11 protein-coding genes are annotated in these 12,623 nt (G+C 63.4%); 6 read left to right on the top strand and 5 right to left on the bottom strand.

All coding sequences use genetic code 11. The annotated features are described in order from the left end of the window. Positions 1–28: 28 nt before the first annotated feature. Positions 29–1,000, top strand: coding sequence for an ABC transporter substrate-binding protein (locus ACWGS8_RS09200; RefSeq protein WP_454580621.1), 972 nt, complete (start codon positions 29–31; stop codon positions 998–1,000). Between the two features lie 72 nt (positions 1,001–1,072). Here ACWGS8_RS09200 and ACWGS8_RS09195 read toward each other — a convergent pair whose 3' ends face one another. Next, positions 1,073–1,531, bottom strand: coding sequence for an Lrp/AsnC family transcriptional regulator (locus ACWGS8_RS09195; protein WP_056571969.1), 459 nt, complete (start codon positions 1,529–1,531; stop codon positions 1,073–1,075). Positions 1,532–1,654: 123 nt separating this feature from the next. Here ACWGS8_RS09195 and ACWGS8_RS09190 point away from each other — a divergent pair, with 123 nt between their 5' ends. Continuing rightward, positions 1,655–2,938: a cystathionine gamma-synthase family protein gene (locus ACWGS8_RS09190; RefSeq protein ID WP_454580620.1), complete on the top strand. Its 1,284-nt coding sequence runs from the start codon at positions 1,655–1,657 to the stop codon at positions 2,936–2,938. Between the two features lie 160 nt (positions 2,939–3,098). Further along, positions 3,099–3,542 (top strand): CHRD domain-containing protein, encoded by a 444-nt coding sequence (locus ACWGS8_RS09185; protein ID WP_454580619.1) that lies wholly within the window; start codon positions 3,099–3,101, stop codon positions 3,540–3,542. Between the two features lie 49 nt (positions 3,543–3,591). Here ACWGS8_RS09185 and ACWGS8_RS09180 read toward each other — a convergent pair whose 3' ends face one another. The 3 genes from ACWGS8_RS09180 to ACWGS8_RS09170 form a co-directional block, all read right to left on the bottom strand. After that, positions 3,592–5,241, bottom strand: coding sequence for a thiamine pyrophosphate-binding protein (locus ACWGS8_RS09180; protein ID WP_454580618.1), 1,650 nt, complete (start codon positions 5,239–5,241; stop codon positions 3,592–3,594). Then, positions 5,238–6,413 (bottom strand): CaiB/BaiF CoA transferase family protein, encoded by a 1,176-nt coding sequence (locus ACWGS8_RS09175; RefSeq protein WP_454580617.1) that lies wholly within the window; start codon positions 6,411–6,413, stop codon positions 5,238–5,240. The genes ACWGS8_RS09180 and ACWGS8_RS09175 overlap by 4 nt, the downstream gene beginning before the upstream one ends. 100 nt (positions 6,414–6,513) lie before the next feature. Further along, a complete protein-coding gene (locus ACWGS8_RS09170; protein WP_454580616.1) occupies positions 6,514–7,446 on the bottom strand; it encodes an alpha/beta fold hydrolase in 933 nt (310 codons plus the stop codon). Positions 7,447–7,630: 184 nt separating this feature from the next. Here ACWGS8_RS09170 and ACWGS8_RS09165 point away from each other — a divergent pair, with 184 nt between their 5' ends. Together ACWGS8_RS09165 and ACWGS8_RS09160 are read left to right on the top strand one after the other, a co-directional pair. Continuing rightward, positions 7,631–8,638: a ribonuclease T2 family protein gene (locus tag ACWGS8_RS09165; protein WP_454580615.1), complete on the top strand. Its 1,008-nt coding sequence runs from the start codon at positions 7,631–7,633 to the stop codon at positions 8,636–8,638. A gap of 67 nt (positions 8,639–8,705) precedes the next feature. Beyond that, positions 8,706–9,317 (top strand): hypothetical protein, encoded by a 612-nt coding sequence (locus ACWGS8_RS09160; protein ID WP_454580614.1) that lies wholly within the window; start codon positions 8,706–8,708, stop codon positions 9,315–9,317. A 102-nt stretch (positions 9,318–9,419) separates the two neighbouring features. Here the strand turns inward: ACWGS8_RS09160 and ACWGS8_RS09155 are convergent, their stop codons facing one another. Beyond that, the gene (locus ACWGS8_RS09155; RefSeq protein ID WP_454580613.1) at positions 9,420–10,706 is read right to left on the bottom strand and encodes a diguanylate cyclase; all 1,287 of its coding nucleotides are present in this window, start codon (positions 10,704–10,706) and stop codon (positions 9,420–9,422) included. Between the two features lie 257 nt (positions 10,707–10,963). Here ACWGS8_RS09155 and ettA point away from each other — a divergent pair, with 257 nt between their 5' ends. Continuing rightward, on the top strand, positions 10,964–12,613 hold the full coding sequence (gene ettA, locus ACWGS8_RS09150) for an energy-dependent translational throttle protein EttA (RefSeq protein WP_019859140.1): 1,650 nt from the start codon (positions 10,964–10,966) through the stop codon (positions 12,611–12,613). Positions 12,614–12,623 lie beyond the last annotated feature (10 nt).

Raw genomic sequence — 12,623 nt, 5'->3', positions numbered from 1 at the left:
AAGGGTGCTAACTTCAGAGGGTAAAAGAATGAAAAAACTGATTATTCCCGTTCTGGCCGGCGCGATGTCGCTGGCCGCTTTCCAGGCAATGGCCGCCGACAAGGTGACGTTGCAGCTGAAATGGGTCACGCAGGCCCAGTTTGCCGGCTACTATGTCGCCAAGGCCAAGGGTTTCTATGAAGCAGAAGGCCTCGACGTCGATATCAAGCCCGGCGGTCCCGACATCGCCCCCGAGCAGGTGATCGCCGGTGGCGGCGCCGACGTCATCGTCGACTGGATGGGCGGCGCGCTCGCCGCGCGCGAAAAGGGTGTGCCGCTGGTCAACATCGCCCAGCCGTTCAAGAAGGCCGGCATGGAACTGGTCTGCCCGAAGGACGGGCCGATCAAGACCGAAGCCGACTTCAAGGGTCATACGCTGGGCGTCTGGTTCTTCGGCAATGAATATCCGTTCTATGCCTGGATGAACAAGCTCGGCCTCAAGACCGATGGCGGCAAGGACGGTGTCACCGTGCTCAAGCAGAGCTTTGACGTGCAGCCGCTGATCCAGAAGCAAGCGGACTGTATCTCGGTCATGACCTACAACGAGTACTGGCAACTGATCGACGCCGGCTACAAGCCGGAACAGCTGACCGTGTTCAACTACTCGGCGATGGGCAACGACCTGCTCGAGGACGGGCTCTATGCCTCGGAAGACAAGCTCAAGGATCCGGCCTTCGCCGACAAGATGGTGCGTTTCGTGCGCGCTTCGATGAAGGGCTGGAAATACGCCGTCGAGAACAATGACGAAGCGGCAGGCATCGTCATGGATGGCGGCGGCCAGGACGAGAACCACCAGAAGCGGATGATGAGCGAGGTCGCCAAGCTGATCGACAATGCCGACGGCAAGCTCGATCCGGCGACCTATGAGCGCACCGCCAAGGCGCTGCTCGACCAGAAGATCATCACCAAGGAGCCGAAAGGCGCCTACACGACCGCGATCACCGACAAGGCGATCAAGTAGGCCTTAAGCCTGGGCTATGAAGTAAGCCCAGTCAGCGATCAACGTCTCGAAAACGGCGCCCCTGGCCAGAAGTCAGAGGCGCCGTTCCTTTATGGTGTTCATGACGAAGCTGGTCTCGATCGAGGCGACGCATTTCAGCCGCGCGATCTTTTCCTTGATGAAGCGCTCGTATTGTTCGAGGCTGCCGGTCACCACCTTCAGCACATAGTCGCGTGAACCGGTGACGAGGTGGCATTCCAGCACCTCTTCCCAGCCGCGGATCGCCTCTTCGAACATGACGATCTCATCCTCGTTCTGCCGGCTGAGCCGGATGGTGGCGATGGCGACCATGCTCCAGCCGAAGGCGGCGGGATCGACAAGCGTCGTGTAACCCCTGATGACGCCTGTCTCCTCCAACCGCCGCACCCGCCTCAGGCATGGCGACGGCGACAGGCCGATGCGCTCGGCGAGCTCGTTGTTGGTGATGCGGGCGTCGGCTCGCAATTCGCGCAGAATCCGTAGGTCGAAATCGTCGGCTATCTTCTGCTGCATTTTTTCTCTCTTGAGGCAATTCCTTGCCGGCAAGCAGACATGCACGGCCGAAAATAGCAAGGACTGGCCAATCTAGATCGCATAAATTGCGGCGGGATATCTCTCGAAAAAGCAGGAAAAGCCATGACCGCGCCACGCCCGTCGAAAACCCATATCGGCAACCACAAGCTCCATCCGGAGACGCTGATGCTGAGCTATGGTTTCGATCCGCAGCTTTCGGAAGGCGCGGTCAAGCCGCCGGTGTTCCTGACCTCGACCTTCGTGTTCAAATCGGCGGAAGAGGGGCGCGACTTCTTCGACTACACGTCCGGCCGCAAGGAGCCGCCGAGCGGCACGGCATCGGGTCTCGTCTATTCGCGGTTCAACCATCCCAACAGCGAGATCGTCGAGGACCGGCTGGCGATCTATGAGGGCACGGATGCCTGCATCCTGTTTTCATCAGGCATGTCGGCGATCGCGACAACACTGCTCGCCTGTGCCCGTCCGGGCGACGTCATCCTGCATTCGCAGCCGCTCTATGGCGGCACCGAGACGCTGTTGACGCGCACGCTGTCCGGCTTCGGTATCGGTGCCGTCGGCTTCGCCGATGGCGTCGACGAGAAGGCGGTTCGGGCAGCCGCCGGTGCCGCAGCGGCGAAGGGCCGAGTCTCGGTCATCCTGATCGAGACGCCGTCCAATCCGACCAACAGCCTGGTCGATATCGCGCTGATGCGGACGATCGCCGACGAGATTGGCGCGAGCCAAGGGTCGACGCCGATCATCGTCTGTGACAACACGCTGCTCGGTCCGGTGTTCCAGCGGCCGATCGAACATGGCGCCGATGTCTCCGTCTACTCGCTGACCAAATATGTCGGCGGCCATTCCGACCTGATCGCGGGCGCTGCCATGGGCAGCAAGGCCGTCACCAAGCCGATCAAGGCGCTGCGCGGCGCGATCGGCACGCAGCTCGACCCGCATTCCTGCTGGATGCTCGGCCGTTCGCTGGAGACGCTGTCGATCCGCATGGAGCGGGCCAACGACAATGCGCGCCTTGTCGCCGAATTCCTGCGCGATCATGCCAAGGTCGAGAAGGTGCATTACCTGCCGTTCCTCGGGCAGGACACGCCGGCGGGGCGCGCCTATGTGAGGCAATGCAGCGGTGCCGGCTCGACCTTCTCCTTCGACATCAAGGGCGGAGAGAAGGCGGCATTCGCGTTTCTTAACGCCCTGCAGATCTTTAAGCTGGCGGTAAGCCTCGGCGGTACGGAATCGCTCGCCAGCCATCCGGCGGCCATGACCCATTCCGGCATTCCCTTCGACGTGCGCCAACGCATCGGTGTGCTGGAGACCACGGTCAGGCTGTCGATCGGCGTCGAGCATCCGGACGATCTGATCGCCGACCTGACGCAGGCGCTGGCGTCGGCCTGACGGCCCTCTGGGGACGCCGAAAGGGGCGAGCGATCGCCCTTTTTTGCTTCCGATCACAAAACCGTGTTCAGGGAAACATTGCGAGGCCCGGCCGTTGCAGTTGAGGTATGCGCGCGCCGGGGGAGCAGCGATGCATGCGACAGCCAATCGGAGGTTCTTCATGCGCACATATTCTTTCCTGCCGGTGCTTTCGGCCCTGGCCGTTTCGACCGCCTTTCTGCTCGCTTCGCCAGCAATGGCCGAGGTGGTGAAGTACAAGGCGACGCTCGATGGCGGCCAGCAAAACCCGCCCGTCACCACCAAGGGCAAAGGCACCGCCACGCTCACCTTCGACACCACCAAGAAGAAGCTCAGCTGGGACGTCAAATATTCCGGCCTCAGCGGACCGGCCACGGCAGCGCATATTCACGGCCCAGCGGCGATGGGTGCGAACGCCGCTCCCGTCATCCCGTTCAAAGGCAAGCTCAAGAGTCCGATCAAGGGGTCGGCAACGCTGACGGATGCGCAGGCCGCCGACCTGGCCGCCGGCAATTATTATGTCAATGTTCACACCGCCGCCAACAAGGATGGCGAGATCCGCGGCCAGATCGAGCCGGCGAAATAGCGCAACCGCTAGGACAAAGGGGCGGCGCGACCGCCCCTTTTTGTTTGTATCACGCCTTGTCGCGGATCTGCGTCATCGTGCGGGTCGGCGTGATCGCTTCGGGATCGAGCCTGATTTCGACGATGGCCGGCTTGCCGCTGGCCCGTGCTCGCTCGAAGGCCGGCGCGAAGTCGGCCGTCTTCTCGACCGTCTCGCCATGGCCGCCATAGGCGCGTGCCAGCGACGCGAAATCGGGATTCCTGAGATCGGTGGCGACGACGCGGCCGGGATATTCGCGTTCCTGGTGCATGCGGATGGTGCCGTAAATGCCGTTGTTGACGACGATCACGATGATCGGCAGGTCATATTGCACGGCGGTGGCGAACTCCTGGCCATTCATCAGGAAGCAGCCGTCGCCGGCAAAGGCGATCACGGTGCGATCCGGATGAAGCGCCTTGGCGGCGACCGCCGCCGGGGTGCCGTAGCCCATCGAGCCGGAGGTCGGCGCCGCCTGCGTGCCGAAGCGGCGGAAGCGGTGGAAACGATGCACCCAGGTGGCGTAATTGCCGGCGCCGTTGGCGAAGATGGCGTCGTCGGGCAGCTCCTGTTCCAGATATGTCATGATCGGGCCCATCTGCACGTCGCCCGGACCCGTCCGCGGCGGCGTCGACCATTCGAGATAGGCGCTATGCGCTTTCGCCGTCTCTGCTGCCCAGGATGGCGTTCCGGCCGGCTTGCGCCTGGCAAAGGCCTCGACGAAGGCGGCGGGCGAGGCGTTGATCGCCAGCGTCGGCCGGTAGACGCGGCCGAGTTCGCCGGCGTCGGCGTGGACATGCACCAGCGCCTGGTCGGGGTAGGGGCTTTTCAGCAGCGTGTAGTCGGAAGAGGGCATCTCGCCCATGCGCCCGCCGATCAACAGCACGACGTCGGCCGCCTTGACCTGCGCCGCCAGCTTGGGGTTGATGCCGATGCCGACGTCGCCGGCGTAGTTCGCGTGAAGATGGTCGAACAGCATCTGGCGGCGGAAAGAGCAGCCGACGGGAAGCGACCATGTCTCCGATATGGCGCGCATGCGCGCCACGGCTTCCTCATTCCAGCGTGTGCCGCCGAGGATGACGAATGGTCGCTTGGCGCCGTTGAGCAGCATTTCCAGCGCATCGAGTTCGGTCCCGCCGGGATAGGTCTCGACCGGCGTGTGGGGAAGTGCTTCCGGCGCCTCGACCTCGCTGGTCAGCATGTCCTCCGGCAGCGAGATGACGACCGGGCCAGGCCGGCCCGATGTTGCGACCGCGAAGGCGCGGGTGACGAATTCGGGGATGCGCGAGGCGTCGTCGATCTCGACCACCCATTTGGCGATGTCGCCGAAGAACCTCTTATAATCCACCTCCTGGAACGCCTCGCGTTCCTTGGCGTGGCTGGCGACCTGGCCGATGAACAGGATGAGCGGCACCGAATCCTGCATGGCGATGTGGATGCCGGCGGATGCGTTGGTGGCGCCGGGCCCGCGGGTGACGAAGCAGATGCCGGGCCTGCCGGTCAGCCGGCCCTGGCAGTCGGCCATCATGGCAGCACCGCCTTCCTGGCGGCAGACGATGGTGCGGATCGATGAATCGTGCAGCGCGTCGAGCACCGCCAGATAGGATTCGCCGGGCACGCAGAAGATGCGGTCGGTGCCGTTCGCCTCCAGCGCCTCGACGATCAGTTGTCCACCGGTCTTCATTTCACTGATCTCTCCAGTTCGGCAAGGATTTCGTCGGTGTGTTCGCCCAGGCGCGGCGAGGGGCGCTCATAGACCAGCGGCGTGCCCGACATCACCATCGGCGCGCGCACCGAAGGCAGAAGATTGCCATGGCCGTCGTCGAGGTCGAGCCGCATGCCGCGCGCGATCGTCTGCGGATCGGCGAACATCTGGCCGATCGTGTTGATCGGGCTCGCCGGCACGCTTGCCGCTTCGAGCCTTGCCAGCAGCGGGTCGCGATCGAGCGCGCTCAGCGCCTCGACGATGCGTTCGCGCAGCTTCACCCGGTTGGCGACCCGGGCCGGATTGGTGGCAAAGTCGGGATTGGTCGACAGTTCATCCAGCCCGACGGCGGCGCAGAATTTGGCGAACTGGCCGTCATTGCCGACCGCCAGGATGATGTGGCCGTCGCGGACCGGCACCACCTCGTAAGGCGCGATGTTCATATGCGCATTGCCCATCTGCACCGGCGACTTGCCGGAGACGAGATAGTTGAGGTTCTGGTTGCCGAGTGCCGAGATCTGCGTGTCGAACAGCGCCATGTCGATATGCTGGCCTTCGCCGGTCCGGTCCGCATGGCGTAGCGCGGCCTGGATGGCGATGACGGAATAGAGCCCGGTGAAGATGTCCGAGATGGCGACGCCGGCCTTTTGCGGCTCGCGCCCGACCTCGCCGGTGATCGACATCATGCCGGCCATGGCCTGGATAATGAAGTCGTAGCCGGCGCGCGGCGCATACGGCCCGTCCTGGCCGAAGCCGGTGATCGAGCAATAGACGAGGCGCGGGTTGATCTTGCGCAGGCTGTCATAGTCGAGGCCGTATTTCTTCAGGCCGCCGAGCTTGAAGTTCTCGATCAGCACGTCCGACGTGGCTACCAGCCGGCGGATGGTTTCGGCACCCTCCGGCGTCGAGAAGTCGATGGCGATGGAGCGCTTGCCGCGATTGCAGGAATGATAGTAGGCAGCCGACAGGTTTTCGCCGTCATGGCTCATGACGAAGGGCGGACCCCATTTGCGGGTGTCGTCGCCGCCCTCGGGACTTTCGACCTTGATGACGTCGGCGCCGAGATCGGCAAGCAATTGCCCGGCCCAGGGCCCGGCAAGGATGCGGGCGAGTTCGATGACGCGGACGCCTTTCAGGGGTGGTTCGGCCATAAATCACCGTGGTTGCCGCAATCACCGTGATTGCCTCGAAAGCAGAGCCTCTATCAAGCCGGGCTGCGGCTGTCACGGCCCTTGCAATGGTCCAATCCCCTCACGCCTTGAGGACACCGTCGGCCCAGGCGGCGAAATCATCCATGATCGCGTCGCGGTTCACCTCGTTCAGGCTTTCGTGGCGGGTGTCGGCGTAAACCTTTGAAACGAGATTCGAAAACCCCATCCTGCGCATGCGATTGGCAAGGTGGGTGATGCCCTTGCCATAGGCTGAGGCGGGATCTTTCTCGCCGCCGATGATGGCGACGGGAAGGTCGCGCCGAACGCCGGCAAAGCTGGCATCCTTGCCGCCGTTGAGCGCCATCGAGACCACGTCGCGCCACATCGACACAGTGGCATCCCAGCCGCACAGCGGATCGGCGATGTATTTCGCCACCTCCACCTCGTCGCGCGCAAGCCAGTCGAACAGCGTGCGGTGATTGGGCACCGCCTTGCCCCACGCCTGGAAGGTGAGTTTCGGCAGCAGGCGGGACGGAACGTCGGAGCCCAGCCGCATCCGCTCCCAGGCGAGGATGCTGAGTGCCACCTGGCCAAGCAGCCCCTGCGAAAAATCGCAGTTCCAGATCGCGGCGGCATGAACGCGCGGCGAGTGACCCAAAAGGTAGTTCAGCGCCACCGACGCGCCCATGGAGTGACCGAAGACGATGACCGGCAGACCCGGGCATTCGCTGGCGATGAGATCATGGATGGCGTCGACATCGGCGATCACCTTGGCCGGGCCATCCCTGTCGGCGAATTTGCCGAGCGGCGCGTCAGGCGCCTTGGTCGCGCCGTGACCGCGATGGTCGTGGACATAGACGTGGAAGCCGCGCGCGGAGAGGAAATCGGCAAAGCGGGCATAGCGCGCGGCGTGCTCGGCCAGGCCGTGGTTGATCTGGACGACCGCGCGCGGTTTGCCTTCAGCGCGGCTGACGAGGAGATTGAGATCGGAGCCGGTCGGTGAGCGGACCATGCGTTGCTGATTGAAAGGCATGGGTCGTCCGCTCTCCCCCTCATTTTATCGTTGTTGGCTTTGTTTGCGCCGGCGCCGGTTATGCGTCAATCCACAGCAACTGCTTTTGCGCGACGATCTTTCTTGCCACGGGCTAGCAAAATATCGCAATTCTGACATGGAGACAGCTTCAGTCTGTCGCCCACTTCTCAGCCGGGGATTTCTCATGCGCATTGGTGTCGTTTTCGGATTGGCTATGCTGGCGGTGTCGCTGGCCACTGCTGCGCATGCCGAAGTCAAGATGAGCGGCACCTTCGTGGCCGACGCTGCCTGTCCGGCGACGCAGGCCATCAAGAATGGCAAGAACCCCGGCAATGTCTCGACCGATGCTGGACAGAGCTACCAGCTGTTGGCCGGCAACAAGGACGCGCCGACGCATTACCTGATCCTGGTGCCCGGCGCCGATCCGGAGCGCCGCTGGGTGAAGGTCACTTGCGGCCACCTGTCGGGCAGCAGTGCCGCGACGGTGCCAGCGGCACCCAGCGGACAAGGCAAGCCTGCCGCCTCGGGAAAACCCGAATATGTCTTCGCGCTGAGCTGGCAGCCGGCGTTTTGCGAGACCAAGTCGAGCAAGCCCGAATGCAGGGCGCAGAACCCGAACGAGTTCGATGCCACCAACTTCACCTTGCATGGCCTGTGGCCGCAGCCGAACGGCAATTTCTATTGCCAGGTGGCGGCAAGCGACAAGGCCAACGACAATCCGGCTCACTGGAAGGATCTGCCGCCGGTCAATCTGGACGCCGGCACCCGCAAGGAGCTCGATCAGGTGATGCCGGGCACGGCCTCCCAGCTGGAACGGCATGAATGGATCAAGCACGGCACCTGCTACGGCAAGAACCAGCAGGAGTATTTCTCCGACGCGCTCGGCCTGATGCGGCAGGTCAACGCCTCGCCGGTGCGCGAGCTCTTCGCCAAGACTGTTGGCGGCAAGCTGACGGCGGACCAGATCCGCGGCGCCTTCGACACCGCCTTCGGCGCCGGGGCAGGGGATCGCGTGCGGGTGTCCTGCGTCATCGATCCGTCGAACGGCCGGCGGCTGATCGGCGAATTGACGCTCGGCCTTGCCGGCCCGATCGGCCCGAACGCTTCGCTCAAGGACCTGTTGCTGGCCTCGGTGCCGACCAACAAGGCCGGTTGCCCGATAGGCACCGTCGACGCGATCGGGTTCCAGTAAGGACGCGCCCTAACGGCTGTCCCAAGCCCGTGCTATGCTGTCCCGCATCATTGAAACGGGGGCGGCAATGAGTGGCATGACAAGCAGTGCGCTGGCGCGGCTGGCGTTCTGGGCCAAGGGCATGGTGTCGATCAACGATGCCAGGATGGGGTGGCCGGGCTTTTCCTATAGCGATGCCGAGTGGGCGCGCATGCGCACTCTGTCCGAGCCGGTCGGCGCCGGTACCTATCGGCTGTTCACGATCGTCAATGCGGTGATCTTCATCGCCGTCGCGGCTCTCGGCATGTTCGGTGTCTTCCTGCCGCTGGCGACGCTGCTGTTTCCGATACCGGCGCAAACCAGCGCACTGAAGTTCTCGCTGCTGCTCGCCGCCTGCGCCTTCCTCATCATCGGGCTCGGCCTGCCCATTTCGATGCGCCTCTCGGCCATGCTGGTGGGCGGCAAGACGGTGCGCGCGGCGCTGGTCCCCGCAGCGGGCGATGAGGCGCTGGCCGCGAAAGTGTCCTGGCAGATCAACCGCATCATGCTGATTATGTGCGGTCTCCTGGTGCCGGGCATTCTTTTGTTCATCGCCTTTGACATCCAGGCCGGGCCGATCATCACGACGCTGAAATGGCTGGCGATCGCGCTGATGGCGGCCTCGACGCTGACCGGCATTGCGCGACAGAGAAAATCGTAGAGCGTTTCACCGTTTCATGGAAACGGTGACGCGCTCTAACCCTTTGTTTGGACGCAATTCCGGACGGAAAACCGTTCACACTTTTCCTGGAATTGCTCCAGATCAGAACTGCGCCGATTTCGTCCAGGCGATGGCGGCGTCCGGTTCGTGGCCGGCTGGCTCTCCAACGATGCGGTCGCGCCCGGTCGACTTCGCCTTGTAGAGGCGCTGATCGGCTAGGGCGAACAGATCGGCAAGGCAGCGCGTCGTTTCGCCGACGGTTGAGACGCCGGCGCTGACGGTCAGCTCGAAACGGCTGGCGACGGCCGATGCCTTGACGGCGTGGCGGATCCTTTCGCCAAACAGCCTGGCGACCGGATGCGGGCGCGAACTGAGGATGGCGAATTCCTCGCCGCCGATCCGGAACACCTGGTCCTCGGCGCTCGCCACTTCGCGAAGCAGGCTTGCTACCGCTTTCAGCACCTTGTCGCCTTCGGCATGGCCGAAACGGTCGTTGATCGACTTGAAATGGTCGACATCGATGATCAACAGGCTGAGGGGCCTCGCCGTGCGCAGGCTGACCTCGACGGCGGCTTCACCGTCGGCGTCGAAGCGGCCGCGATGCAGCAGGCCGGTCAGGCCGTCGCGGCCGACATGCTCGACCAGCGCTTCATAGCGCTCGCGATAGGTCAGCGTTTCGAAAATGTCGGTCAGCCCGCGCGGTACCGCGATGTCGCGGGGCTCGATCCATCTGAGGTAGGCCACGAGCATGCCGCTGAAGGCCAGCGCCGCTGCCATCTTGGCGAACCAGCCGCCGAAGAAGACGGCGATCGGCGCGCCGGCGACGAAATGCAGTGCGGTGAAAAAGCCCGCCTGGTCGAAGGTCAGCACGCAGGCGACGCAGATCAGGATGCGCGCGAACTGCGCCTTGCGCAGGGTGCGCCCAAGTCTTTCATAGAGCAGGATGATCAGGATGGCGTCGATGAACAGAAGTGTCGTACCCCACACCATCAGCCAGCCCATCTCGTCGATGAAGCCGATGTCAGGCAGCTTGCCGTCGGGGAGCGGCGCGATGGCGTGCAGGCGCAGGAGCAGCACCAGCCCGATCATCAGCGCATTGCCGAGCAACAGGCCGTAGATGGGCTGACGCACGGTGGCGGCGTCCTCCTTGATATAGAGCAGGAGCAGCATCACCAGCTTGCCCGAAAACAGCACCGCCGAGCCCGGCGAGACCAGGCCGAACGGCAGCGCGACATAAAAGACGCTGGCGAGATAGGTCTCCAGGAAATGCATGACGCCGAGCGCGCAGACGAAGACGCCGAGACCAATGCGCTTGCGGAAGCGGAACAGCGTCACCATGGCGCTGAAGTAGACGACCGATTCGGCAAGGAGCAGGAAACTGTTCAGCACTGCCGTCGATCCGCTTTCTCTACCGGAATCGCGGTTAGCCTGCGATTCCACCCCGATCCTGTTTTGACGCGGAAGGGTTAACCGGAGATTTCAACGCGCCTCGCGACCGGCGGAAAACTTCGGCAGTCAGCGCACACTTGTCCGTGTGTTCGGCTTGATCCGGCAAAAGCGATTGCCGTTCGCCGCCGCATCGCCTACATAGCGGCCAATCTCCATTCAAATCGGCAAATCCAGTCAGTTTTTCAGGGAAAGCGCGCGTGGCACGCCAGTTCATCTATCACATGTCCGGCCTGTCGAAGGCCTACGGCACCAAGAAGGTGCTCGATAATGTTCATCTGTCCTTCTATCCGGACGCCAAGATCGGCATTCTCGGACCCAACGGCTCGGGTAAGTCCACCATCCTGCGCATCATGGCCGGGCTCGACAAGGAGTTTCAGGGCGAGGCATGGCTGGCCGAGGGTGCCACCGTCGGCTACCTGGCGCAGGAGCCGCATCTCGACAACTCCAAGACCGTGCGTGAAAACGTCATGGACGGCGTCGGCAGGAAGACCGCCATCATCGAGCGCTACAACGAACTGATGATGAACTATTCCGACGAGACAGCCGACGAGTCCGCCAAGCTGCAGGACGAGATGGACCGGCTCAACCTGTGGGATCTCGACCAGCAGGTCGAGATGGCGATGGACGCGCTGCAGTGTCCGCCGGCCGATTCCGAAGTGACCAACCTGTCGGGCGGCGAGCGTCGCCGCGTGGCGCTCTGCCGGCTGCTTCTGGAACAGCCCGACCTGTTGCTGCTCGACGAACCGACCAACCATCTCGACGCCGAGACCACGGCGTGGCTGGAGAAGCACCTGCGCGACTATCCGGGCTCGGTGCTGATCATCACCCACGACCGCTACTTCCTCGACAATGTCACTGGCTGGATCCTCGAGCTCGACCGTGGCCGCGGCATTCCCTATGAGGGCAACTACACCAGATATCTCGATGCCAAGGCCAAGCGCCTGATCCAGGAAGGCCGCGAGGACGACGCTCGTCAGAAGTCGATCTGGCGCGAGCGCGAATGGATCCAGTCCTCGCCGAAGGCGCGCCAGACCAAGTCGAAAGCGCGTATCAAGGCCTATGAGGAACTTGTCGAGCAGTCGCAGAACCGCAAGCCGACCGACACGCAGATCGTTATTCCCTCAAGCGAGCGTCTCGGCAATGTGGTCATCGAAGTCGAAGGCCTCAACAAGGGTTTTGGCGACGAGCTTCTGATCGAGAACCTGTCGTTCCGGCTGCCGCCGGGCGGCATCGTCGGCGTGATCGGCCCGAACGGCGCCGGCAAGACGACGCTGTTCAAGACCTTCACCGGCCAGGAAAAGCCGGATGCGGGCACCGTGCGCATCGGCGAGACGGTCAAGCTCGGCTATGTCGACCAGAGCCGCGACGCACTGGATGGGAACAAGACCGTGTGGGAAGAAATCTCCGGCGGCGCCGAAATCATCAAGCTCGGCAAGCACGAGATCAACAGCCGCGCCTATTGCTCGTCCTTCAACTTCCGCGGCGGCGACCAGCAGCAGAAAGTCGGCAACCTCTCCGGCGGCCAGCGCAACCGCGTGCATCTGGCCAAGATGCTGAAGAACGGCGGCAACGTGCTGCTGCTCGACGAACCGACCAACGACCTTGACACCGAAACGCTGGGAGCGCTGGAAGACGCGCTCGAAGCCTATGCCGGCTGCGCCGTCATCATCAGCCACGATCGCATGTTCCTCGACCGCATGGCGACCCACATGCTGGCCTTCGAAGGCGACGCGCATGTCGAGTGGTTCGAAGGCAATTTCGAGGAATATGAGAAGGACAAGCTGCGGCGCCTGGGCGCCGAGGCGGCCGCCCCGCACCGCATGACGCACAAGCGGCTGACGCGGTAGGGGATCGTTG

The sequence above is a fragment of the Mesorhizobium sp. 43Arga genome (genome assembly GCF_053714255.1).
Note: the sequence above shows the minus strand (reverse complement) of the source record. Positions and strands in the feature narration are given on the sequence as shown.